Source organism: Asticcacaulis sp. EMRT-3, assembly GCF_030027245.1.
GTDB lineage: Bacteria > Pseudomonadota > Alphaproteobacteria > Caulobacterales > Caulobacteraceae > Asticcacaulis.
In genome coordinates, this window is record NZ_JASERT010000001.1 from 920250 (window position 1) to 943205 (window position 22956).

Sequence of the window (22956 nt, forward strand, 5' to 3'; positions counted from 1 at the left end):
CCGCTCCCCTTACGCCGTCGGCTTGGTGAGCGCCTGCTCGATACGCCCCAGCGTGCGCAACTGCTCGACCATGACCTTTTCCGGCGGCAGGAACTGCACGCAGGCGTCAAGCGCCTCAAACATCATGGCTTCGAGGGCGGCGATGCGCTTGCGGCGCAGGCGTGCCACGATGCGCAGGATGATCGAAGCGGTCACACCGGCGATCGAGGTCCAGAACTTGGTCGAGGCAATGGCCAGCAAGCCGATGATCGCCTGTTCCATCGCCGAGGAATCACCATGCCCCATGCCCGCCGTGGCTTCGCTCAGCGCTGCTACAATGCCGAGAAAGGTAACGGCCAGACCGATGGCGACCAGGATATTGGCCCACCATTCCAGCACGCGCGCCGGTTCATCGAGGCTGTCGAAGGTTTCGGCGGCACGCGCCGAGGTGGCGAAACTGCCCTCGCCCGTATCGGCCAGCAGGCTGCGGAAATTCGACCAGCCCAGCACCAGCGCCGCCGATGTGGCAGCGTTGGACATGGTGCCGGAAAAACGGATGTCGATCTGGGCGAACTGGTCGTGAAAATTCTTACGCGCCTGCGGGCCGCGAAAGGCCGACAGCAGGTTCCAGCGTTCGCGCAGTTCTTCGCGCAGCGCCTTGTATTCGGTAAATCCGGAAAATACGATCAGCCCGATGCCGAAGACCAGCAAAAGCCCGGCCATGATGAGCGCGGCGCCCGGTGTGGAAAAGACGGCGACGACGACGGAGGTAACCGGATCCAATATATATCATCCCTGTTTGAGGCGCTGCGCCCCGCTTCAAGGCGTAAAAGCGGGCAATTTTGTGACGAACGGCCTGAGAATAGCGATACAAGCCTGACCAATGGCACAGGCAATGCCATAAAAAAAGGCCGAAGCACAAGGGCTTCGGCCTTCTTCAGACAATTTTTCCGAAAATCGAAATTACTTAACTTCGACCTTGGCGCCGGCGTCTTCCAGCTTCTTCTTGATGTCGGCAGCTTCTTGCTTCGAAACGTTTTCCTTGACGTTTTGCGGAGCGCCTTCGACGAGATCCTTGGCTTCCTTCAGACCGAGGTCGGAACGGATGCCACGGATTTCCTTGATCACGTTGATCTTCTTGTCGCCGCCGTCAACGATGACAACGGTGAATTCGGTTTGCTCTTCGACGGCTTCGGCCGGAGCGGCAGCAGCGCCACCGGCAGCGGCAACAGCCACCGGAGCAGCGGCAGAAACGCCCCACTTTTCTTCGAGCAGCTTCGACAGCTCAGCAGCTTCGAGCACGGACAGGGCGGACAGGTCTTCGACCAGCTTTTCCAACTTAGACATGTGATTTCCTTAAGAGAGATATAGAGATTGAAAGTGAAAGGGTCTGTGGTGTTCGTTTGGCTGTTTAAGCCGCGTTCTTCTCGGCGTGAGCCGCAATAACGCGGGCCACAGCGCCGGCAGGCGCTTGCAGGACGCCAGCGATCTTGGTCGCCGGGGCCTGGATAAGACCGATAAGCTTGCCGCGCAGTTCGTCGAGTGACGGCAGCGTGGCCAGGGCCTTGACACCGCTCTCGTTGAGCACGTCCGTACCCATGATGCCGCCAATGATCTTGAGCTTGTCATTTTCTTTGGCGTACTGGGCGGAGATTTTAGCGGCCGTCACCGGATCGGCGGAATAGACCAGGGCGACAGGGCCTTTGAAGAGGGCTTCGCCCGCTTCGCCAACCGAGCCGTTCAGGGCCTTTTGCACCAGACGGTTTTTGAACACTCTCAGCACGGCGCCTTCTTTACGAAGGCGATTGCGGAGTTCAGACATTTCCACAAAGGTCATACCCGTATATTGGGTAACAACCACGGTACCGGAATCGGCAAAGACGCCTTTCAGCTCTTCGATCGACTCGGCTTTTTGTGCGCGGTCCATAAGTGGCCTCCATGGTACCCTGCGGCGAAAAATCCGTCGCAAGGCGCGTGACATTCCGCAAGAAAGCCTTGCGGAACAAACAAAACCCAAACCTTCCGGCAAGCCGGACGGATCAGGGGACTGTCAATGAGGGAGAGCTGCCACCATAAAACCGCGCGTGTCGCTTAAGGCAAACACGAAAGGTTTTTGGGCGTATCGCGTCCCGTCTCAATTCGGTCTGCGGGGGCTCCCGCACATTATGGATCAGGCGGCCCCTGATCCCCGAAGGTCTTTGACAGAACGGTATGAAAGACAAGGCTTTCACGCCGGAGCGCCGCCTTTACAGCGAAAACCCCGATATGGCAAGGCCTGAGGCCGAAAAAGATGAATCCTGATTGCGAGGCCTGATTGCGAAGGATGCAAATCACACCTATAGGCTGGCCAGCCTTCTATCCGCGAGTTCCGCCATGCTTACCGACATACACGATTTCCTGGGCAGTGAAACTCCGCGCGCATGGGTCGATGCCGCGCTGGACAATCTTGACACCCTGCTCCTCGACCACAAGAACTGCGAATACAAGGCGGCCTCCAATGCGCTGAACCTGATGGCCAAGTATCAGGAGCGCGTGGAACTGATCAACGCCATGTCGCGTCTGGCACGCGAGGAACTGGTGCATTACGAACAGGTGCTGAAAATCATCAGAGCGCGCGGCATTGCGCTGCGCCCCCTCTCCGCCTCGCGCTATGCCACGGGCCTGCGCAAGCTGGTGCGGCGCACAGAACCCGGCATGATGACCGACATCCTGCTGATCAGCGCCTTTATCGAGGCGCGTTCGTGTGAGCGGTTTGCCGCCATCGCCCCGCACCTCGATGACGACTTAAACAAGTTCTATTCGGGCCTGCTGCGCTCAGAAGCGCGCCATTATCAGGGCTATATCCGGCTGGCTGAGCTTTATGGCGACCGTGACGACATCGCCCGCCGCATCGCCATCATCCGCCCGGTCGAGCAGGCGTTGATCGCCGAGCCCGATGCTGAGTTCCGCTTCCATAGCGGCCCGCCGGCGTAAAATCTCACTCACGCACCTCATAGCGGCCGCGCGTCAGGCTGATCACAGCGGCAAGTCCCGCAAAAGCCGCCGCCACGCCAAGCGCGAATTTCGGTGCCGCCAGCAACGGCATAAGGCCGAATGTGATCGACATCAGGATCGAGCCGAAGGTCTGGCCGGTCAGGCGCGCCGTGCCCTGCATGGCCCCGGCGGCGCCGCTGCGCGCCTTGGGTGCCGACAACAACAATACGCGATTATTCGGTGTCTGGAACAGGCCAAAGCCCAGTCCTGCAATCACGCTGCCAATCAGGAACACCACAATGCGGCCATCCGCAGGGCCAAAGGCGATGAGCGCCAGCCCCGCCGCCAGCAGCACACCCCCGGCCCCGCACAGCCAGGCCGTGCGGATGCGTCCGGCCAGCCTGCCGGAAATGGGCGCGATGATGGCCACCGCCGCAGGCCAGGGCATCATGTAAAGACCGGCTTTTGTCGGGCTCATATGCAGATTGTGTTGCAGATAGAATGGCAAGGCCACGAAACTCAGCATCTGGCCGGTGAAGCAGCACACCGAGGCGATCACCGCGATCCGAAAAGCCGGCTCGGCAAACAGATCGACCGGAAACAACGGGGCAGCCTTGCCGCGTTCCAGCCGCAGCAGACACACCAGACTTAAAACAGCGGCGAGGATCAGTCCGGCCCCGATCATCGGCGCGCGCGTCAGTTGATCGGCACCACAGAAAAACAACACGAACATCAAAGCATTGATCAGGATGGCGAACAGATTGAGGCGGCGCGGCACACCCTGCGTCTTCATCAACGCCCCGCCGCACAGAAGCACCACCACACCGATTGGCAGATTGACTGCGAACAACCACGGCCAATGGGCCACTGCCAGAATCGCCCCCGCTATGCCCGGCCCCGCCGCCGAGGACACGGCCACGGTCATGGCGTTGACGCCGATAATCATGCCCAGCAGTCTTTGCGGCACGGCAAAGCGCAGATTCATGATGGCCAGGGCCATGATCGCGCCGCCGCCCAGCCCCTGGATGAAGCGGGCAGCAATCAGCATCGGCAGGCTGACGGAAAAGGCGCAGGCCGCCGAAGCGGCGATGAACAGGGCCACGCCACCCAGATAGACGCGGCGCGGGCCAAATTTTTCTCCGAGCGCCCCGCACGGCAGAAGCGCCACCAGCACGGCCAGTTGATAGCCCGACACCACCCACACCACGTCCGATTCGCGTGCGTGAAACGAGGCGGCAATCGACGGCAGGGCGATATTGGCAATGACGGTGTCGAGCACCACCAGCACCAGCGTGGCCAGCAACACAGCCACGGCCAGATAGCGCCTTGGCCCATTCAGGCCATCTGTATGGGGATCGGTCATCATATTCTCCGTTACGGCTGAGACTGGATTGTCATATAGCCCGAAAACGAACTTGCACCAGACGCAACAGGATCAAACCAGCCTTGTATAAAACGCCTTACACAACCATACTGATCTTATGTCCGATCCCGATCTCAATCTGCTTGTGGCGCTCGACGCCCTGCTGACCGAGCGCAGCGTCACCGGCGCGGCGCGCAAACTGCATCTCAGCACCTCGGCCATGAGCCGCACCCTGTCACGTCTGCGCGATGTGACCGGCGATCCGTTGCTGGCCCCGGCCGGTCGCACACTGGTGCCCACGCCCCGCGCCGAAGCTATGGCCGAAGAGGTGCGCGCCCTGACCCGGCGCGCCCAGACTCTGCTGCGTCCGCCGCCCGTCATGTCGGCGCGCGACCTGAGCCGCACATTCACTTTACGCGCCAACGAAGCTTTTGTGGTCATCCACGCCGCCCGTCTGACCGCCGCCGTGGCCGAAGCCGCGCCCGGTGTACAACTGCTGTTCGCGCCCAAGCCGGACAAGGACATCCAGCCCTTGCGCGACGGCTCGGTTGATCTCGAAATCGGCGTCATTTCCGGCGATGGCCACGAACTGCGCGCCCAGACCCTTTACCGCGACGGCTTTATCGGTCTGGCCCGCACAGGCCACCCGCTTCTGGACAAAGCCCCGGTGACGCCCCAGGCCTTCGCCGCCTGTGACCATGTCAGCACGTCGCGGCGCAGCCACCTGACCGGCCCGATTGACAAGGCGCTGGACGAGCTTGGCCTGACCCGTCGGATCAAGGTGGTGGTGCCCGGTTTTCCGGCGGCGCTGGCCGTGGTGATGGCGTCCGACCTGATCGGCTCCGTACCGCGCTCCTTTGCAGCCGAGATGCAGGCCACCGGGCAGGCTGCCAATGTGGTGATGTTCGACCTGCCCATCGCCCTGCCCGACATCGTCGTTTCGCAGATATGGCATCCGCGCATGGATGCCGACGCCGGACATCGCTGGCTGCGCGGCCTGATCTTCGATCTTTTTCGTACACACGACCAGCCATGAAAAAGCCGCCCCGGCAAACCGGAGCGGCTTTTCAACTTATCAGGTCACGAAATCTATCCGACGCTGGCCGAAGAGGTATCGACCTTCACGCCGGGGCCCATCGTCGAAGACAGAGCGATCTTCTTGACATAGAGGCCCTTGGCGCCCGACGGGCGCGCCTTGACCAGCGCATCCACCAGCGCCTTGGCGTTGGTTTCGAGCTGCTCGACCGTGAACGAGGTCTTGCCGATGCCGACATGGACGATACCGGCCTTTTCGACGCGGAACTCGACCGCGCCGCCCTTGGCGTCCTTGACGGCCTGAGCGACGTTCGGGGTGACAGTACCGACCTTCGGGTTCGGCATCAGGCCGCGCGGGCCCAGCACCTTACCGAGACGACCGACCAGGGCCATCATGTCGGGCGACGCGATGACGCGGTCAAAGTCCATGAAACCGCCCTGAATCTTTTCGACCAGGTCTTCGGCGCCGACGACTTCAGCGCCAGCGGCCAGAGCTTCTTCAGCCTTCTTGTCCTTGGCGAACACGGCGACGCGAACGTCCTTGCCGGTGCCGGACGGCAGATTGACCACACCGCGAACCTGCTGGTCGGCGTGGCGCGGATCAACGCCGAGGTTGATGGCGATTTCAACGGTTTCGTCGAACTTGGCCTTGGCGTTGGCCTTGACGACGTTAAGAGCTTCGGTCAGGCCGTACAGCTTGGCCGGTTCGGCGTTCCACGCCTTGATGCGCTTGGCAATTTTGGTCATATCAGTCCACCACCTGCAAGCCCATCGAACGGGCGGAGCCTTCAATGATCTTGATCGCCTGATCGATGTCGTGGGCGCTCAGATCCTTCATCTTCTTTTCAGCAATGTCGCGCAATTGGGCTTGCGTGATCTTGCCGGCGGAATCGCGGCCCGGCAGCTTCGAGCCGGACTTCAGACCCAGGGTCTGTTTGATGAAATAGGTCGCCGGCGGCGACTTCATGGTGAAGGTAAAGGACTTGTCCTGATAGACGGTGATGGTTGTCGGCAGCGGCGTGCCTTTTTCCATACTTTCAGTACGGGCGTTGAATTCCTTACAGAAACCCATGATATTGACGCCGCGTTGACCCAGTGCAGGGCCGATGGGGGGCGAAGGCGTAGCCGAGCCGGCCTTCACCTGGAGCTTGATATAGCCCAGGATTTTCTTAGCCATTGGATGTCTCCTGAAGTTCCCAAACGGGGAACGTTGTGAGCCGTGGTGCGCATCTCTGCTCCCACGGATTTAACTTCGTCCTGAAACGAAGAGCGGGCGCTATAACCGGTTTGTCCCGGCTTGGCAAGTCTTTGCGGGCCTTTGTGGCGCATGAAAAAAGCGCCCAGGCTAAGCTGAGCGCTTTTCACAAAACAGATGGCAGAACTTAAGCGCTCTTTTCAACCTGAGCATATTCCAGTTCCACCGGCGTGGCGCGACCGAAGATCGACACCGACACGCGCAGGCGGGCATGTTCCTGATCGACACTTTCGACAACGCCGTCGAACGAGGCGAAGTGACCCGACGTGATCTTGACCTTTTCGCCGATGTCGAAGCTGAGCACCGGCATGGGGCGTTCCACCGCCGCCGCCGAATTGCCGATGATGCGATCCACTTCCTTTTGCGACACAGGCATCGGCTTGAGGCCGGAGCCGAGGAAACCGGTCACTTTCGGCGTATTCTTGACCAGGTGATAGGCTTCGTCGGTCATTTCCATCTTCACCAGCACATAGCCGGGGAAGAATTTGCGCTCTGAATTGAATTTGCGGCCACGGCGCACCTCGACCACATCTTCGGTCGGCACGAGGATTTCCGAAAAATTCTCTTCCAGTCCCTGCGATTTCGCCTGATCGCGCAGGGATTCGGCCACCTTCTTCTCAAAGTTGGAATAGGCGTGGACGATATACCACTTGTGGCGGGGATTGGAGACGTCCGGCGATTCGGCGTGTGCAGGATTTGCCATAAAACTTTTATCCTTCCGGCCCTATTGACCGATTTTGACCACGAAGCTGGTCAGATAGCCCATCGCCCCGTCAACAACATAGAAGAAGACACCGGCCAGAATAACCATGATCAGCACCATGACCGTCGTAATCCAGGTTTCCTTGCGCGACGGCCAGGTGATCTTGCGCGCTTCCTGACGAACTTCGGCGAAGAATTTCATCGGGTTGAACGGCTTCTTCGGCGCTTTTTCCGCGACGGCAGCCGCAGGGGCAGCCTTGACAGGTTCGATCCGCCCCACAGCCGTCTTGCGGGCGGGTTCCACGGTCTTCCTCTTCACGTCTGGTTTCTTCACCTTCAGAACGCCTATCTATATTTAGCGTCGCGGCTGCGACTCCCGAACAACAGAAATGAGGCTCAAAAAACGTGTTTTCAAGCCTCTTCCCGAAATGATGGCAGGGGCAGAGGGACTCGAACCCACGACTTCCGGTTTTGGAGACCGGCGCTCTACCAGCTGAGCTATACCCCTGTAACCGCTGCGAACCCAAAGGCTGCCGCGATGTGAGCCGAAGCGTGTATCAGCGGTTCGCGCAAAGGGCAACAGGCACGGAACGATTTTTTGGTGACGATGTTTCGACCTGAGCGACTTCAGGGCGTCAGAACGGCATGGATGCGCCAGATGATCAGCCCCACGACCGGCAAACCACCCCACAGGCCGATCCGCAGCAAGAAGCCCGGCAGCCAGCGCGCCGGCAGATTCGATGGGACATGCAGGCTTAACCGGTCACAGGCCGACAGCTCGGCATGGGCCTGATCGAGCGCATTTTTTTCCTGTGCCCAAAGCCACGGTCGGGTCACCGTATAGTCGCGCACCGCCTCATAACCCGCTTGCGTGCGCCGCGCCGTGAAGCTCAAATGCAGGCCGCCGAAATCCCAGCTCTTCACCGCATCGGGCCAGCTCAGGTGCAAAGGCGTGCGCAAGGTGGTCGTCACCCGCCCCTGACGTACATCGCCGAGATCGAACGGAAAACGCCGCTGGCTGTCCGGTTCGCTCAGCACATAGTCGAAGGCCGATTCCGGGCTGAAAAACACCTTGCCGCCGCGCCCATCGGTGGCGTGCCAGGGAGTGTCGGTGGTCACCACAGTGGTGATGGTGATTTCATTGATGCGGCGATCATCGACCATCTGTGGAATGGCGCACATATTCATGCCGTAAATATAGCTGAACAGGGCGCAGCGATCCTCAATATACGATGTCAGGCTCTGATAGCGCAGGGCGCGGCGCACCGCATCGGCCCGCGCGCCGCGATAGATATAGTCGATCTCGATCAGCGTCCCCTCGCCTGTCTTTTCCGGCAGGTGAATCTGTTCGCGCACCTCGTAATTGAGTTGCGGCGTCTTCGCCATCATGCGCGCCAGATCAGCCCCCGGCTTCAGGATCAGGGCATAGCCGAGATCCGTTTGCGCCAGATGATCGAGATCGCCGCCCTGCGCCACCGAGGACGTGCCTTCGAACCAGTAGGTTTTACCCGCATGAACACACATCGCAATACAGTGGTTGAAGGCGCCCAGCCGTGGCTGCGTGTGGAGCAGATCGAAACCGCGCTGCGTATCGACCAGGGCCGGCCACGCCTCGACACCCATCCGCGTCAGCATGGCAGCGATCAGCTTCGACACATCCTTGCAGTCACCGATGCGGTCGGCGAAAATCTGACGCAAAGGACGCGGCACAAAACCGCCTTCGCCAAACGAAAAAGCGAAATAGCGGATATGTTCCTGCACCCAGCGCACGGCCGCCATGATGCGATCAGGCGTTTCGGTGTGATCGGCCTTTATCTGCGCGATCACTTGCAAAAGGCCATCTGGATAGTCTTCGTCGCCCTCAAACCCTGCCCGCATCACCTCATTGACACGCGCCCAGCTATCGGTCGAAGAAGCGAAAACACCGCGCATTGGCATAACCCAGCCCGGCATGTCCGGCTCATAGTCACAGGCCTCGACATGGTTGGCCTCGAAGCGGATGTCGCTATAGCCATCGGCCAGAACGCTGATGTGCGGCTCGCGCCAGCCCGCCGGAAAGGGCTTCATATAAAGCTGACGGTCGGGCGGCACCAGCAGGCGGGCGTGTCGTCTGTGCCAGTACACCACGTTCTGCAACAGAAGCGGCACGGAAAACTCACTCTGAAAACAGGCCGGATCGCCGCTGAGCGTCAGGGCCATGTCGATGATGTCGCCAACGCGCACGTCCGGCAGGGTGACGGCCAGTGTCCAGCGGCCATCCAGCACCAGCCGCTCGAACGAACTCTCGCGCCGCATGACGAGATAGCGCCTGGCCACATCGACCTCGATCACCTCATCGCCGCGCAGGATGCGGATATGGTGGATGGTCAGATCGTCATACCAGGGATCGAATGGCAGGGTGACATTGGCCAGCCATTGCAGGGCCGACAGATTGACCACTTCCTCGATGGTGCGGTTATAGCGCTGCGGGCGCGGATCGAGCCTTGACTGATCATCCATCAGCCAGGTGAAAAAACCATGCGGCGCGCGCGAGGCATCGAGCTTTTCGGGGCGCGCAAACGGCTGCACCTCTACCCAGTCGGGTTCGGGCGCAAAATGGATTCGCCGCCTGACCTCTTCCTCGAACATCGCCCCCCCGCCGCAAAACGCCCATGTGCCTGCCGCTAGAGCGGTCTGCATTCCGATTGAATCGGTCAAAGGAATGCAACCCGCTCTACATTTTTCGTTTTTCCGCATCTCGCATTCAATTTGTAAGTCAAATTAAATGCTCGTTGCTCTGGAGCGGTTTGCATTCTGATTGAATCGGTCAAAGAAATGCAACCCGCTCTACATTTTACGTTTTTCCGCCTCTCGCATTCAATTTGTAAGTCAAATTAAATGCTCGTTGCTCTGGAGCGGTTTGCATTCTGATTGAATCGGTCAAAGAAATGCAACCCGCTCTATATTTTACGTTTTTCCGCCTCTCGCATTCAATTTGTAAGTCAAATTAAATGCTCGTTGCTCTAGCCAACAGGGTTAACACACAGGTCGCAGGTGAAAAAGACCGTTTCCTCCACAGGCGAAAATTTGCCAAATGACGCCACAACGGATTAACCTCCGTTAACCATTTTTCGGCAAAGTGCTGCGCATGACATATGTGAGTCGTCCCGCCCTCGCCCTTGCCTTGATGGCTGCCAGCTTGCTGGCCCTGAACGGCTGTGCGCCGAAAAAACCGGCGGGCGAAACCGCCTCCGCCGCTGAAACCGCCAGCGCGCCTGTGGCGAAATGGACCTATGACGGTGCCACCGGCCCCGATCACTGGGCCGATCTCGGCGGTGCCTCCACGGTATGCGGCACCGGGCTGCGCCAGTCGCCGGTTGATATTTCCGGTCAGGTCAAGAACGAAACGGGCAAGGTGCAGCTCGACTATAATTCAGCAACCGCCACCATACAAAACACCGGTAAAACCGTACGCATCGTACCGCAAAACGGTGGCGCTCTGGTGCTGGATGGCCATGCCTACACTCTGAAATCGATCGAATTCCATTCGCCGAGCGAACACGCCATCAATGGTCACCATTCAACGCTCGAAAGCCAGTTCGTCCATGAAGACGCACAAGGCCATAAGGTCATTGTGGCCGTATTGTACGATGTTGGTGTCGCCGATCCGATGCTGGCCTCACTGTGGACATACCTGCCCTCGGATCCCGGCCAGCCCGTGCCACTGTCCGATCTGCTGATCAACGCGCAGGATCTGCTGCCGGGAACGGAAGATTTCTATGTCTATTCCGGCTCGCTGACCACGCCGCCCTGCACCGAGGGCGTGACCTGGATGATCTATTCCTCGCCGCTCAGCATTTCCGCTGAACAGGCCGATGCCTTTGAGCGCCTGATCGGACCCAATGCCCGCCCGGTGCAAAAACGCCATGACCGCGATTTCTTCCACCTGACCGGTTACTAATCCCCAACCTAATCCCCGACCGTGCCCGAAACCGTTACGGTCTTGCGCAGGGTGCGGATTTTTTTGTAGGCCGCCACCGGCGCACCCATCAGGATAGCGGCGATCAAGGGCGACAAAATACCGTAGGTCAGCACGATTTCGGCGATATTGCCGATGGTCAGGAAGGCGTGCAGGCTGCTCAGATCGGGCACGGCGACATTGCCCTTGGCCGAGGCGCCAAAACCGAATACCAGAATGGCTTCGATGACCATATTGCACAGGAACATGACCACAAGGCTCAGCCCGAAGGCCGTGGCATAGCCGGTGAAAAGCGGCCAGAACAGGTCTTTCGTCAGGCTATAGCTGCCAAAAATATCAAGTCGCCCCGTGTCGAAACTATGGGCAACATTCAGCGACAACCGCAAACTCATCCACAAGACCAGTCCGACAGCCGCCAGCATGGACAGGATCAGGCACAGGCTGGAAGCTTCGGGACTGACGCCCGACAATATCTGCGCCGCGATGCCGCCCAGCAACAGGCAGCCCATCACCACGCCTGAGCGAATAACCAGCATGATCAGTTCGACCCCCGCCACCACGAGCTCACGCAGGCCGAACGACAAAAAGCCGAACCGGCTGTCTGTTTCACCCAAAACAACGCGGCAGATGGCGCAGGTCAGGATGGCCGACATCACCACATAGACCGGCAGGCAGGCCAGAAAGGCCGGGGCGATCTGCTCCGACAGGGTGGCGGCCAGAACCGGATCGGGATGTTGACCGAGAAGCTTGTAAAAGCTCATAAAGGCTGGCCCGGCCATGCCGACCATCAAAAGCAGGATCACCGCATTGCCCAACAGAGCCACCGCCCCCCAGAAGGCGATGAGCTTGGGACGTTCGCGGATGATACGGAAGCCCTCGAAAGCGAACTCGAAAGACAGGGGCATAGATCAGGCCTTTACAGCTCCGCCACAGCGCGGATTCGGCTATTTAGACCTGTTGGCCACGATCTGCCTATAGCTCGAAGCGAAAAATCCGGCGAACCACGGCAAAATCAGAAGGATGGCGCCGATGCACACCGCCGTGTGAAAAACCACGGCAGGGTGTGCAATGTCACTCCGAAAACGTAAAATCCACGTCGCCGTCAAGGCCAGTGGCAACAGAATGATCACCGTACCGGCCAGCAGCTTCCATGCAGCCCCTTCACTCAGCCCCAGCGCATTGAGCGTCACGATCCGGTGCTGCGCCATACTGGCGGCAAACATCAGCGACAGGCGCACGCTTAAGATAATGAGCAGGAAAACGGCCAGAACCGTATAGATGATAAAGGCCCAGTCGAAATTTTGATGTCGCTCGAAGATGGCGGAAATCGCGCTGACCGTGTCGATATAACCATCGCCAAGATGCGACAAATTAAAAGCCAGCAGGAAAATCATGGCCAGGGTCACCGCGATCAGCAGCAGGAACAGCAGCAAGGCAAGCTGCGCGATCAGCAGACGCAGTTCCGGCCATCCGGCCTGAACGCCGCCAAAGCCAAGTCCTTCGCCACGCGCCGCCTGACCGAACACAGCCAGACGATACAGCGCTCCCAATGCCATGAGCTTAAGGGCCCATAACAGCACAAACAAACCGCCTGCCATCGCGGCCGTGGGCATGGATTTCAACGCATAGGGCGCGGCGAGGCTGACGGCCAGCAGGGCCAGCAGGATCAGCCATGCCCCGCCCCACGCCTTCAGCAGGAAGGCAGGAGCTTCCGCCAGCGCCTGTTTCAGCGAAAATACCGCCCCGATCCGCATAACTCCCCCGTTCAGCCCTGTTTTTCACGGCCATAACAAACCCTTCGGTCATTAGAAACAAATCCATTCTCTTGAGAAGCTTATTTCGTTAACCCTCCGCCATTTTCTGTTCGGCGCTGGCCCTGCGGCCACACCCGCCCTCTTCACAGTCCAGCCATCATGCTGTAGAGCCGCGCCATGTCGAAACATATCCCCCCTGTTCATATTATCGGCGGCGGCCTTGCCGGTTCCGAAGCCTGCTGGCAACTGGTCAGCGCCGGTGTGCCCGTCATCCTGCACGAAATGCGCGGCGCCATGCGCGATGGCGCCCCGATCACCACCAAGGCCCACCAGACAGACGGACTGGCCGAACTGGTCTGCTCGAATTCGTTTCGATCCGACGACTGGCAATTTAATGCCGTCGGCCTGCTGCATGAGGAGATGCGCCGCGCCCATTCGCTGATCCTGCGCTGCGCCGATCAGCATCAGGTGCCGGCGGGCGGCGCTCTGGCCATGGACCGCGAGCATTTCAGCGCCGCCGTCACCGAAGCGCTTGCCAGCCATCCCCTCGTCACGATTGTACGCGAAGAAGTGACCACGCTGGCTGACAAACCGTGGGACAATGTGATCTGCGCCACCGGCCCGCTGACCTCGGAAGCCCTGTCGCAGTTCGTGCTGGAGGTTTCGGGCGAAGGCCAGCTCAGCTTCTTCGACGCCATCGCCCCGATCATCCATTACGACTCCATCGACATGTCGAAGGCGTGGAAGCAATCGCGTTATGATAAGGAAGGCCCCGGCGGCGATGCGGCGGCCTATATCAATTGCCCGATGGACAAGGGCCAGTACGAGGCCTTTATCGACGCCCTGCTCGACGGCCCCAAGGCCGAGTTCAAGGATTGGGAGCATGTGCCCTATTTCGACGGCTGCCTGCCGATCGAGGTGATGGCCGAACGCGGCCGCGAAACCCTGCGCTACGGCCCGATGAAGCCGGTAGGCCTGACCAATCCGCACAACCCGACCGTCAAGGCCCACGCCATCATCCAGCTTCGCCAGGACAATGCGCTCGGTACACTCTATAATATGGTCGGCTTCCAGACCAAGCTGAAACACGGCGCGCAAGCTGAGGTGTTCCGCATGATTCCGGGGCTGGAAAACGCCCAGTTCGCCCGCTTGGGCGGCCTGCATCGCAACACCTTCATCCAGTCGCCGAAACTGCTCGACCGGAATCTGAGGCTGAAGGCTGTCCTGCCGGAAAAATCCGTGCGTTTCGCCGGACAGATCACCGGCGTCGAGGGCTATGTCGAAAGCGCCGCCATCGGCCTGCTGGCCGGACGCTTCGCCGCCGCACAGGCGCTGGGCCGTGAGCTTGATGCGCCCCCCGAAACCACGGCGCTGGGCGCGCTGATCAACCACATTACCGGCGGCCATCTGGAGGGCGGGGCCTTCCAGCCCCAAGCCTTTCAGCCTATGAATGTCAATTACGGGCTTTTGCCGCCCCTCGAAGCGCCGAAAATCGACGAAGAGGGCCGCAAAATCCCGCTCAAGGAACGTGGCCGCGCCAAAAAACGCCTGATGTCGTTGCGTGCCTTGCGCGATCTCGATGGCTGGCTAAATATCGCCTGAATGTCGGCCTATAGCGAAAAAAGAAGACACAACACGGATAGACACGGATGCTGGCCATGGCCAGCGACACGGATGCACACGGATTTCGGGATCACATTTGACGGCCATGCCATCGAATAGCCAACAAAAAGCGCCAGCGCTTAAAATTGTCATGAAATCCGTGTTCATCCGTGTCGAGGCGCATCCGCGCCTCGTATCCGTGTCATCCGTGTTTGATCTTTACGTTTAAAGTTGGGGCCTATCGCTTGCGTTCGCTGACCTATCTTGCCCTCTCCGCCCTGATTGCGCTGACCGCCTGCGCCAGCGAAACGACGACCAAAACCGTCTATGTACCGGTAGTAGCGCCGGTCGCACCCTCGTCGCTGACACCCCTGCCGATCATGCTGTTCAACCAGACCAAGCAGGGCCGCAAGCTGTTCACGCTCGACGCCGAATTCCCCTATTGCGACCCGGTCACCGGCATGGTGATCGTGGTGCCCAAATGGTACGTCACCGATTTCGCCTCCGTGCCGTGGTACGGCCAGGGGCTGATCGATCCGCAAGGCCCCACGGCGCGCGCCGCCATCATCCACGACTGGCTCTATACCATAGGCGAACCGGGCAAGCGCGAAGTGGCCGACGCCATATTTTACCGCGCCATGCTCAAATACGGCGTGTCCGAATTTCAGGCGCGCATCGCCTATAATGCCGTGCGCACCGGCGGTGAAGGCGGTTATGGCCTGGCCAGCGACTGGGTTTTCATCGATCCGACGCGGCAGAATGTGCGTCAGCCGCCGCCCTTCGCCAAACCGGCCACGGGGGCCGTGCGCATCATGCCCGGCTGCCGCGGCTTTGATCAGTTGATCCAGAGCGGCTGGCGCGCCTATCCCGATAAGCCGGTGCAAATCGCCGTGCCGCCGCCCGTGGTGGTGACCGAAAAGCCGCTCGATAATCTGATCAGCGATCTGCCCTGGCAGAAAAAATCTAAATCCGGCCGCTGACGAAAGCCCAGAAAAGCCGCGCCCGCTTGGCCAGCGGCCCGGCGGGACGACCGCGCCAGATACCCGCACCCAAGGCGGCGGGCAAGGCCAGCGGCATCAGCGTCACCGGCAGGTTGCGCATGGCCTCGGCGGCCTCACGATGCAGATGCGCCCGTTCGGTTTCGCCCGCATCGCTCAAACCCCGGCGCGCCTTCAGACCGGCCAGACCATAGAGACGGCTTGTCGCCAGCAAAGGCGCAGCCTCGGCCGAGGAATCCAGCAGGGCGGCGGCCAGACGCGCCACAATCGCCTCGCCGCGATCCACTGCGCCAAGCGCAGCCTTGATCATCAGTTCGCCCTTGTCGAGCAGAGGCATCTGGCCTTCGATCAGGTCATAAAAAGCCTGTGGCGCAAGTCCATGTGTCACGATGAGCGATTTCAGCTCATCGGTCAGGGGGTGATAGCGCACCGGCCTGCCGTGATCGATCTCCTCGATGGCTTCCCACCACCAGCGCAGACGGATTTCCCCCATCAGCGGATCGCTGACGCGGTTGGGAATATCGCGCAGAGTTTCAAGAAAAGCGTATAAACTTAAGATTTGACGGCGCTTTTCCTCATCAGCAATAAAGGCGCAGGCGAGAACAATATCCTCATTCGCCGGTACAGATTCGCTTGCCATGCTCTATCCGAAAAGCGTCTGGTACATGGTCATGGCGATCAGCATCGGCAGCGACAACAGCACATTGATGCGTGAAAACAGCATGGCGCGCACCGCCGCTGCGGCCTTCTTTTCCGGCGTCGCCTCTTTCAGGCCCAGCACGATCTTCTGCGCCGGCCAGACAAAGTGCCAGACATTGAGCATCATGATGATGCCGAGCCACATGCCGGTGCCGATGAAGATAAACTGCGCATTGGCGGCGTTGAAGCCGAACACTGTGCCGGATGGCGTCAGGCTGAAGAAGCCGAGGCTGAGGGCAGGTACGATATAGCCGCGCAGCCAGGCCAGGATCAGGCCGAACAACACGGTGAACAGGGCGGCGTAGCGAAACCAGAACAGGGCTTCCGGGGCGATATATTGATTGACCGCCGATTTCAGCTCAGCGGGCATGGCGGGCATGACCCGGCTTTGCACGAAGTTGAAATAATAGAGCAGACCAATCCACATCACGCCGCACAGAACGTGCGCCCAACGCAAGATCGCCACGGCATAGATGACATCGAAACCACCCGGCGCATGGACACCGAAGCCGATAGCGAACAGCAGGGCCAGGATGAAACTGACGATCACCACATTGCGCAGATTGCCGAAAAAGCCCGTCATGATAACCTCGCCCGTCTTGCCTGAATGGCGCGCAAACTAGCTCAAAAGATCAGGGCTTACAATGAGATTGCGGACAGGTTTGGGGCCTCAAAGCTCAATCCCAGCCATTGTTTTTGAGCGGGCGCAGTTCGCTTTCCAGTCCGGCGTCGATCAGCAATTGCCGCGCTGCGTCGAATTGCGCCTCCGGCACCAGAACACGCTTGGGGAACATGCCGATCGAGCCTTCCGCCGAGCTCATGGCCTGATCGGCCACGAAATAAGGTGTGCCAACCTCTTTCAGAAGCGATTCCACAAAGGAAATCAGGGCCGGGTTATTGGTGCGGATCAGATCTTTCATAGGCGCAGGATGCTATGGTTTGCCGTGGAAGATCAATCTTAAAAAGGAATCCACAGATACACACAGATGAACACAGATTGGATCATCCGCGAAGCGCTGTACTATTCCTGCCATCTGCCCGAGATCAGCGGATCAGCACCTGGCCAATCTGTGTCCATCTGTGTGTATCTGTGGATTCAAGCTTGCCTTACCGTCGCATAACGCAAAAACCCCGCCGGTTTGCACCGACGGGGTTTGTTTTAGCTTTGTCGCGTTATGGGGTGTGGGGTCTGTGACCCCACGACCTTGCCCCCTTATTCGACGATCTTGGCCACAACACCGGCGCCGACGGTACGGCCGCCTTCGCGGATAGCGAAGCGCAGCTTTTCTTCCATGGCGATCGGGGTGATCAGTTCCACGTCCAGCTCGGCATTATCGCCCGGCATGATCATTTCCACGCCTTCGCGCAGGCGGATGATGCCCGTCACGTCGGTGGTGCGGAAGTAGAATTGCGGCCGGTAGTTGGTGAAGAACGGCGTATGGCGGCCGCCTTCTTCCTTGGTCAGGATGTAGGCTTCGGCCACAAACTTGGTGTGCGGCGTGATCGAGCCGGGCTTGCAGAGAACCTGGCCGCGCTCAACGTCTTCGCGCTTGGTGCCGCGCAGCAGAACGCCGACATTGTCGCCAGCCTGGCCCTGGTCGAGCAGCTTGCGGAACATTTCAACGCCCGTGCAGGTCGTCTTTTGAACCGGACGGATGCCGACGATTTCGACTTCTTCGCCGACCTTGACGATGCCGCGCTCAACGCGACCGGTCACGACCGTACCACGGCCCGAGATCGAGAACACGTCTTCCACCGGCATCAGAAACGGCAGGTCAACCGGACGCTCCGGCTGCGGGATATAGGCGTCAACCTGGGTCATCAGTTCCAGAACGCGGTCCTGACCGATGGCCGGGTCGCGGTCTTCAACGGCGGCCAGAGCCGAACCCTTGACGATGGGGATGTCGTCGCCGGGGAACTGGTAGGAAGACAGCAGTTCGCGCACTTCCATTTCGACCAGTTCGAGCAGTTCTTCGTCGTCGACCATGTCCACCTTGTTCATGAACACGACCAGAGCCGGAACGCCGACCTGACGGGCCAGCAGAATGTGCTCTCTAGTTTGCGGCATCGGGCCGTCAGCAGCCGAAACCACCAGGATCGCGCCGTCCATCTGCGCCGCACCGGTGATCATGTTCTTCACATAGTCGGCGTGGCCCGGGCAATCGACGTGGGCATAGTGGCGGTTCGCCGTTTCATATTCGACGTGCGCCGTGTTGATCGTGATGCCGCGTGCCTTTTCTTCGGGCGCCGCGTCGATGTCGGCATAGTTCTTTGCCGTCGCGCCGCCGGTCTTGGCCAGCGTGATCGTGATCGCCGCCGTCAAAGTCGTCTTGCCGTGGTCAACGTGACCAATCGTGCCGATGTTGCAGTGCGGCTTATTACGGTTGAATTTTTCCTTGGCCATATGTTCAGGCTCCGTATTGCCCAAGCGGGCTAAGGGTTAAAACTGATCCGTTGTTTCGATCTCTGAGAAACAACTTTAAGCAAAAAAGTCATGCCGAAGCGAAGGGCCGCCCCGAGCAAGGCTTGTCGATTTGACCCCACGTTCAAAGTACACTGAGCGTCAGCGAAGGACTTTGAACGTGAATGTCTGGAGCGGGTAGTCGGGATCGAACCGGCATCCTCAGCTTGGAAGGCTGCTGCACTACCATTGTGCTATACCCGCCGAAGAGCCGCTAATTAAGTCCGCAGAAGACGAAAAGCGCCGCTTCAATTCTTGTGATTCGCGCCCTGTCTGATCGACGCCTGAGGCCGCCTGAGTTTTGAGTGAATGGTGGGGGAAGAAGGACTCGAACCTTCGAAGCTTACGCAGCGGATTTACAGTCCGCCCCCTTTGCCACTCGGGACATTCCCCCAAACACTCAAACCTAGGCCGATCGTCAGGCTTCGATCCGACGCCTTAAACTCGACCTTCAAAAAAAGGACAAGCCCTTTAGCGAAAAAAACTTCTGGACAACGCAGTTTGGTCGTAAAGACGCCGCTGATTATCCTTCCGCCTGTCTCAAGGCCTCAAATCGGAGCGCGTCTTATAGTGTCCTCTTTTCGTGAACGCAACGACCCGAAGCGGCATTCCGGCAAAAACCGCGCACAAAATTTCGCCGAGCCGGCAAAACCAGTGTCCGGCAAGCCGCGCTCAGATGACAAGAACGCCAAAAAACTACAGCATAATCATAAACATAAAACGAATGACGAAGGCTGGATATGGGGTGTTCACGCCGTCTTGGCCGCACTGAAAAATCCCCGTCGTCAGGGGCCGATCCGGCTGTTTTTGAGCGAAGATCGCAGCCAGACCCTCGCGCCCGAGTTGCTGAAACGCGCTGACATGCGCCTGACCACCCTGCCGGGTGCGGAGATTGCCCGCCTTTTGCCGCAGGGCGCGGTGCATCAGGGCATGGCCCTGCACGCCCCAGTGCCGGAGGGTGATTCGCTCGACAGCCTGATGGAAGCCCCCGCCGTGAACGGTGTTCGCGTGTTGCTGATGCTCGATCAGGTGACCGATCCGCAGAATATCGGGGCGATTTTCCGCTCGGCGGCCGCCTTTGGCGTTAGCGGCCTGATCATGCAGGATCGCCATGCCCCGCCCCTGCAAGGCGTGCTGGCCAAGACGGCGGCGGGGGCCATCGATGCCGTGCCGTTCGCGCGTGTCACCAATCTGTCGCGCGCCCTCGAATCGCTCAATGAAGCGGGCTACATCAGCATCGGTCTGGCTGGCGAAGGGGAATCGAACCTGCACGATCTGCTTTTTGCGCAAAACTGGCGCGAGGGCTTCGACAAGCTGGTTCTGGTGCTGGGCTCGGAAGGCGATGGCATCCGAAGGCTTGTCGCCGAGCATTGCGATCATCTGGCGCGCATCCCCATGCCGGGCGGTTTTGAGAGCCTCAATGTCAGCCACGCCGCCTCAATCGCGCTTTACGAAGCCTGCGCGCGCATCGCTGCCCCCGATTAAAATTTGACATGCCAGGTCAGCCCCCTATGTGTGAAAGACAGGCAGCAATGAGGAGGACGCCGTGCATTTCGACCTGTCATTTTTGCATATGCAGGGTTTGACTTTGCCGGGTTTTCTCAGTCCCTATATGTCCGCCCATATGCTGGCCGAGGGGCTGGTTTTTTTACAGGTCGTCTTCATCGACATCGTCATGGCAGGCGATAATGCTGTGGCCGTCGGTCTGGCCGCAGCGGGCCTGCCGGTGGATAAGCGCCGCCAGGCCATCGCCTATGGGCTGATCGGTGCCACCATCCTGCGCATCGGCTTCGTGCTGCTCGCCGTGCAGCTTCTCCAGATCGTCGGACTCTTGCTGGCAGGCGGCCTGCTGCTGTTGTGGGTGTGCTGGAAGATGTGGCGCGAACTGCGCCACAGCGAAATTGAGAGCGAAGCCGAAGCGGACTCCGCCAAGCCGCGCCGCCCGCCGAAAACCCTGCTGGCGGCCACCCTGCTGATCCTCGGTGCCGATATTTCGATGTCGCTCGATAATGTCCTGGCGGTCACCGGCGCGGCGGAAGATCATATCTGGGTGCTGGCTTTCGGCCTGCTGTTTTCCATCGCCGCGATGGGTTTCGCCGCCAATCTGATTGCCAGCCTGCTGCATCGCCACCGCTGGATCGGTTATGCGGGACTGCTGGTGGTGACACTGGTAGCGTTCAGGATGATCTGGGAGGGCGGCGTCAATGTCTGGGACGCGGCAGGTTGCGATCTTACCTTCAGATGCGTGCCCGCGGCCATGCAGGATTTACGCGACCATGTGGCGGAGTTGCACCGCCTGATCTGACACCAGTTGGCTGAAACCTATACCGTTGCTTCGCCTCCGCCGAAGCGTTCGGCCCATTCCGCCACCTGTTCGTCCTCGATCTTTTTGAACAGAACCTCGCCCGAAGCGATCTGCCGCCCGCCATGAAGCCGGTTCAGTTCGACGCGCGCATCGCCTGTGGGCCAGTCCAGCGGCAGCTCAGCGCCGACACAGGCGGCGATCCTGACCGCCGTAAAAGGAATCAGCGGCTGGGCCAGGGCGGCGTACAAACGCACCAGATTGAGCCCATGACGCACGATGACGCCAGCGCGTGTCACATCGGTTTTAAACGCCGTCCACGGCGCGGCTTCCTGAAGATATTCATTGCCCAGCACCCAGATGCGACGCACGGCCTGGGCGGCCTTGCGCATCTCCATCGCCTCGAAAGCGTCTGCCGCCTCGGCCAGCAAGGCGGAGAGATCGGCATAGAGCTTTTCTTCCAGAGGCCCCGCCTCGCCGCCTTCGGGCACGCAGCCTGCGAATTTCGACTCGGTGAACTTGGTGATGCGGTTGACGAAATTGCCGAGTACATCGGCCAGATCCTTGTTCACCGTGGTCTGGAACTGCTCCCAGGTGAAGGACGAATCCGAGCTTTCCGGCGAATTGGCGATCAGATACCAGCGCCAGTAATCGGCGGGCAAAAGCTCCAGCGCCTGATCCATGAAGACGCCGCGGTTCATCGAGGTCGAGAACTTGCCGCCATACCAGTTCAGCCAGTTGAACGCCTTCAGCGTATCGACCATCTTCCACGGTTCGCCCGACCCCAGAATCGTGGCCGGGAAGCTGACCGTATGGAAGGCGACATTGTCCTTGCCCATGAATTCGACATAGCGGACATCTTCCGCCCCCGCATCGAGCCGCCACCAGCTTTTCCAGCCATCAGGATCGTTATGTGCATCGAACATCTCGCGCGTGGCGGCGATATATTCGATGGGCGCATCGAACCAGACGTAAAACACCTTGTCCTCAAAGCCGGGGCGCGGCTGGCCATTCAGCCCCACCGGCACGCCCCATTTCAGGTCGCGCGTGATACCGCGGTCGATCAGCCCTTCTTCGAGGTGCTTGTTGGCGATAGAAAGCGCCAAAGGCGGCCAGTTGCCGTGCGAACCGATCCAGGCGCGCAATTGCGGCTCGACCTTAGTTTGCAACAGATACAGGTGGCGCGTATCGCGCACTTCCAGATTACGCGAACCCGACACCGCCGAATAGGGATTGATCAGGTCGGTGGGGTCGAGCAGCCGCCCGCAATTGTCGCACTGGTCGCCGCGCGCCTTGTCGTAGCCGCAATGCGGACAGGTGCCTTCGACATAGCGGTCGGGCAGGAAGCGGCCGTCATCGATGGAATAGACCATCTTATCGACGCGCTCTTCGATCAGGCCATTGCGGTCGAGCGCCGCGCAAAAGTCTTGCGTCAGTTCGCGGTTTTGCGGCGACGATGAACGCCCGAACCAGTCATAACTCAGACCGAAGGCCTCACCGGCCTTTTTCTGAATCTCGTGCTGTTCATCGCAATAGGTGCGCACATCCTGACCGGCCTTGGCGGCGGCCAGTTCGGCAGGCGTGCCGTGTTCGTCGGTGGCGCAGATATAAAGCACATCTTCGCCGCGCGCCCGCTGAAACCGCGCAAACACGTCGGCAGGCAGCATGGATCCGGCCAGATTGCCCAGATGCTTGATGCCGTTGATGTAGGGAAGCGCGGAGGTGATCAGGATGCGGGACATTTACAGCTCGGAATGAAGGGGTGCTGGCGTCATAAACCATTTTGGCCGCGAGCATATAGGCATAGTTCGCAAAAAATCCACTCAAGCCGTATAGACAAGCCGGATCGACCCCGGCATAAGGGCGCCGGGTCTG

At 59.7% G+C, this 22956-nt stretch carries 23 protein-coding genes and 3 tRNA genes; 7 read left to right on the forward strand and 19 right to left on the reverse strand.

What is annotated here, in order from left to right; translation table 11 throughout:
* Positions 1-9: 9 nt before the first annotated feature.
* From QB905_RS04470 to rplJ, 3 genes are all read right to left on the reverse strand, one after another.
* On the reverse strand, positions 10-762 hold the full coding sequence (locus QB905_RS04470; protein ID WP_282973357.1) for a hypothetical protein: 753 nt from the start codon (positions 760-762) through the stop codon (positions 10-12).
* Between the two features lie 180 nt (positions 763-942).
* Positions 943-1326: a 50S ribosomal protein L7/L12 gene (rplL, locus tag QB905_RS04475; RefSeq protein WP_282973358.1), complete on the reverse strand. Its 384-nt coding sequence runs from the start codon at positions 1324-1326 to the stop codon at positions 943-945.
* Positions 1327-1390: 64 nt separating this feature from the next.
* Positions 1391-1906, reverse strand: coding sequence for a 50S ribosomal protein L10 (gene rplJ, locus QB905_RS04480; RefSeq protein ID WP_282973359.1), 516 nt, complete (start codon positions 1904-1906; stop codon positions 1391-1393).
* A 446-nt stretch (positions 1907-2352) separates the two neighbouring features.
* Here rplJ and QB905_RS04485 point away from each other — a divergent pair, with 446 nt between their 5' ends.
* Positions 2353-2952, forward strand: a complete 600-nt coding sequence (locus tag QB905_RS04485; RefSeq protein ID WP_282973360.1) for a MiaE family protein — start codon at positions 2353-2355, stop codon at positions 2950-2952.
* Positions 2953-2956: 4 nt separating this feature from the next.
* Here QB905_RS04485 and QB905_RS04490 read toward each other — a convergent pair whose 3' ends face one another.
* The gene (locus QB905_RS04490; RefSeq protein WP_282973361.1) at positions 2957-4315 is read right to left on the reverse strand and encodes an MFS transporter; all 1359 of its coding nucleotides are present in this window, start codon (positions 4313-4315) and stop codon (positions 2957-2959) included.
* Positions 4316-4433: 118 nt separating this feature from the next.
* Here QB905_RS04490 and QB905_RS04495 point away from each other — a divergent pair, with 118 nt between their 5' ends.
* The gene (locus QB905_RS04495) at positions 4434-5351 is read left to right on the forward strand and encodes a LysR family transcriptional regulator (RefSeq protein WP_282973362.1); all 918 of its coding nucleotides are present in this window, start codon (positions 4434-4436) and stop codon (positions 5349-5351) included.
* Between the two features lie 53 nt (positions 5352-5404).
* Here the strand turns inward: QB905_RS04495 and rplA are convergent, their stop codons facing one another.
* The 6 genes from rplA to QB905_RS04525 all read right to left on the reverse strand — a co-directional run bounded on the left by rplA (position 5405) and on the right by QB905_RS04525 (position 10004).
* Positions 5405-6097: a 50S ribosomal protein L1 gene (gene rplA, locus QB905_RS04500; RefSeq protein ID WP_282973363.1), complete on the reverse strand. Its 693-nt coding sequence runs from the start codon at positions 6095-6097 to the stop codon at positions 5405-5407.
* Position 6098: 1 nt separating this feature from the next.
* The gene (gene rplK, locus QB905_RS04505) at positions 6099-6527 is read right to left on the reverse strand and encodes a 50S ribosomal protein L11 (RefSeq protein ID WP_282973364.1); all 429 of its coding nucleotides are present in this window, start codon (positions 6525-6527) and stop codon (positions 6099-6101) included.
* A gap of 205 nt (positions 6528-6732) precedes the next feature.
* The gene (gene nusG / locus QB905_RS04510; protein ID WP_282973365.1) at positions 6733-7308 is read right to left on the reverse strand and encodes a transcription termination/antitermination protein NusG; all 576 of its coding nucleotides are present in this window, start codon (positions 7306-7308) and stop codon (positions 6733-6735) included.
* A 21-nt stretch (positions 7309-7329) separates the two neighbouring features.
* Positions 7330-7626 (reverse strand): preprotein translocase subunit SecE, encoded by a 297-nt coding sequence (gene secE, locus QB905_RS04515; RefSeq protein ID WP_282973366.1) that lies wholly within the window; start codon positions 7624-7626, stop codon positions 7330-7332.
* Positions 7627-7739: 113 nt separating this feature from the next.
* Positions 7740-7815 (reverse strand) — tRNA-Trp (locus tag QB905_RS04520).
* A 119-nt stretch (positions 7816-7934) separates the two neighbouring features.
* Positions 7935-10004, reverse strand: a complete 2070-nt coding sequence (locus tag QB905_RS04525; RefSeq protein ID WP_282973367.1) for a DUF3857 domain-containing protein — start codon at positions 10002-10004, stop codon at positions 7935-7937.
* 430 nt (positions 10005-10434) lie between these two features.
* Between QB905_RS04525 and QB905_RS04530 the strand changes: the two genes are divergently transcribed.
* Positions 10435-11247, forward strand: a complete 813-nt coding sequence (locus tag QB905_RS04530) for a carbonic anhydrase (RefSeq protein ID WP_282973368.1) — start codon at positions 10435-10437, stop codon at positions 11245-11247.
* An 8-nt stretch (positions 11248-11255) separates the two neighbouring features.
* Here QB905_RS04530 and QB905_RS04535 read toward each other — a convergent pair whose 3' ends face one another.
* Entirely contained in the window at positions 11256-12170 is a 915-nt protein-coding gene (locus QB905_RS04535; protein WP_282973369.1) for a hypothetical protein, read from the reverse strand.
* A 39-nt stretch (positions 12171-12209) separates the two neighbouring features.
* Positions 12210-13019: a hypothetical protein gene (locus QB905_RS04540; protein WP_282973370.1), complete on the reverse strand. Its 810-nt coding sequence runs from the start codon at positions 13017-13019 to the stop codon at positions 12210-12212.
* Positions 13020-13196: 177 nt separating this feature from the next.
* Between QB905_RS04540 and trmFO the strand changes: the two genes are divergently transcribed.
* Entirely contained in the window at positions 13197-14621 is a 1425-nt protein-coding gene (trmFO, locus tag QB905_RS04545; RefSeq protein WP_282973371.1) for a methylenetetrahydrofolate--tRNA-(uracil(54)-C(5))-methyltransferase (FADH(2)-oxidizing) TrmFO, read from the forward strand.
* 245 nt (positions 14622-14866) lie between these two features.
* The gene (locus QB905_RS04550; protein WP_282973372.1) at positions 14867-15601 is read left to right on the forward strand and encodes a DUF1353 domain-containing protein; all 735 of its coding nucleotides are present in this window, start codon (positions 14867-14869) and stop codon (positions 15599-15601) included.
* On the opposite strand, the gene QB905_RS04555 is transcribed toward QB905_RS04550, so the two are convergent.
* The 6 genes from QB905_RS04555 to QB905_RS04580 form a co-directional block, all read right to left on the reverse strand.
* Positions 15585-16259 carry a squalene/phytoene synthase family protein gene (locus QB905_RS04555; protein ID WP_282973373.1) on the reverse strand — a complete coding sequence of 225 codons (675 nt, stop codon included), beginning with the start codon at positions 16257-16259 and terminating at the stop codon, positions 15585-15587. The genes QB905_RS04550 and QB905_RS04555 overlap by 17 nt on opposite strands.
* A gap of 3 nt (positions 16260-16262) precedes the next feature.
* Positions 16263-16901, reverse strand: a complete 639-nt coding sequence (locus QB905_RS04560) for a hypothetical protein (RefSeq protein WP_282973374.1) — start codon at positions 16899-16901, stop codon at positions 16263-16265.
* 94 nt (positions 16902-16995) lie between these two features.
* Complete coding sequence (locus QB905_RS04565) at positions 16996-17238, reverse strand: putative signal transducing protein (RefSeq protein ID WP_282973375.1); 243 nt, start codon at positions 17236-17238, stop codon at positions 16996-16998.
* 293 nt (positions 17239-17531) lie between these two features.
* Positions 17532-18722, reverse strand: a complete 1191-nt coding sequence (tuf, locus tag QB905_RS04570) for an elongation factor Tu (RefSeq protein WP_282973376.1) — start codon at positions 18720-18722, stop codon at positions 17532-17534.
* Positions 18723-18909: 187 nt separating this feature from the next.
* A tRNA-Gly gene (locus tag QB905_RS04575) sits at positions 18910-18983 on the reverse strand.
* Between the two features lie 106 nt (positions 18984-19089).
* A tRNA-Tyr gene (locus QB905_RS04580) sits at positions 19090-19173 on the reverse strand.
* Positions 19174-19349: 176 nt separating this feature from the next.
* Here QB905_RS04580 and rlmB point away from each other — a divergent pair.
* Both rlmB and QB905_RS04590 read left to right on the forward strand, forming a co-directional pair.
* Positions 19350-20264, forward strand: coding sequence for a 23S rRNA (guanosine(2251)-2'-O)-methyltransferase RlmB (gene rlmB / locus QB905_RS04585; protein ID WP_282973377.1), 915 nt, complete (start codon positions 19350-19352; stop codon positions 20262-20264).
* Positions 20265-20391: 127 nt separating this feature from the next.
* Complete coding sequence (locus QB905_RS04590) at positions 20392-21084, forward strand: YjbE family putative metal transport protein (RefSeq protein WP_282975572.1); 693 nt, start codon at positions 20392-20394, stop codon at positions 21082-21084.
* A 17-nt stretch (positions 21085-21101) separates the two neighbouring features.
* Here the strand turns inward: QB905_RS04590 and metG are convergent, their stop codons facing one another.
* Entirely contained in the window at positions 21102-22823 is a 1722-nt protein-coding gene (metG, locus tag QB905_RS04595) for a methionine--tRNA ligase (protein ID WP_282973378.1), read from the reverse strand.
* Positions 22824-22956: the final 133 nt, after the last annotated feature.

Bases quoted from the DNA above. Each gene is read 5' to 3' on its own strand.
- rplL (WP_282973358.1), bottom strand. From the start codon at position 1,326: ATGTCTAAGTTGGAAAAGCTGGTCGAAGACCTGTCCGCCCTGTCCGTG.
- rplJ (WP_282973359.1), bottom strand. From the start codon at position 1,906: ATGGACCGCGCACAAAAAGCCGAGTCGATCGAAGAGCTGAAAGGCGTC.
- QB905_RS04485 (WP_282973360.1), top strand. From the start codon at position 2,353: ATGCTTACCGACATACACGATTTCCTGGGCAGTGAAACTCCGCGCGCA.
- QB905_RS04490 (WP_282973361.1), bottom strand. From the start codon at position 4,315: ATGACCGATCCCCATACAGATGGCCTGAATGGGCCAAGGCGCTATCTG.
- QB905_RS04495 (WP_282973362.1), top strand. From the start codon at position 4,434: ATGTCCGATCCCGATCTCAATCTGCTTGTGGCGCTCGACGCCCTGCTG.
- rplA (WP_282973363.1), bottom strand. From the start codon at position 6,097: ATGACCAAAATTGCCAAGCGCATCAAGGCGTGGAACGCCGAACCGGCC.
- rplK (WP_282973364.1), bottom strand. From the start codon at position 6,527: ATGGCTAAGAAAATCCTGGGCTATATCAAGCTCCAGGTGAAGGCCGGC.
- nusG (WP_282973365.1), bottom strand. From the start codon at position 7,308: ATGGCAAATCCTGCACACGCCGAATCGCCGGACGTCTCCAATCCCCGC.
- QB905_RS04530 (WP_282973368.1), top strand. From the start codon at position 10,435: ATGACATATGTGAGTCGTCCCGCCCTCGCCCTTGCCTTGATGGCTGCC.
- QB905_RS04535 (WP_282973369.1), bottom strand. From the start codon at position 12,170: ATGCCCCTGTCTTTCGAGTTCGCTTTCGAGGGCTTCCGTATCATCCGC.
- QB905_RS04540 (WP_282973370.1), bottom strand. From the start codon at position 13,019: ATGCGGATCGGGGCGGTATTTTCGCTGAAACAGGCGCTGGCGGAAGCT.
- trmFO (WP_282973371.1), top strand. From the start codon at position 13,197: ATGTCGAAACATATCCCCCCTGTTCATATTATCGGCGGCGGCCTTGCC.
- QB905_RS04555 (WP_282973373.1), bottom strand. From the start codon at position 16,259: ATGGCAAGCGAATCTGTACCGGCGAATGAGGATATTGTTCTCGCCTGC.
- QB905_RS04560 (WP_282973374.1), bottom strand. From the start codon at position 16,901: ATGACGGGCTTTTTCGGCAATCTGCGCAATGTGGTGATCGTCAGTTTC.
- QB905_RS04565 (WP_282973375.1), bottom strand. From the start codon at position 17,238: ATGAAAGATCTGATCCGCACCAATAACCCGGCCCTGATTTCCTTTGTG.
- tuf (WP_282973376.1), bottom strand. From the start codon at position 18,722: ATGGCCAAGGAAAAATTCAACCGTAATAAGCCGCACTGCAACATCGGC.
- QB905_RS04590 (WP_282975572.1), top strand. From the start codon at position 20,392: ATGTCCGCCCATATGCTGGCCGAGGGGCTGGTTTTTTTACAGGTCGTC.
- metG (WP_282973378.1), bottom strand. From the start codon at position 22,823: ATGTCCCGCATCCTGATCACCTCCGCGCTTCCCTACATCAACGGCATC.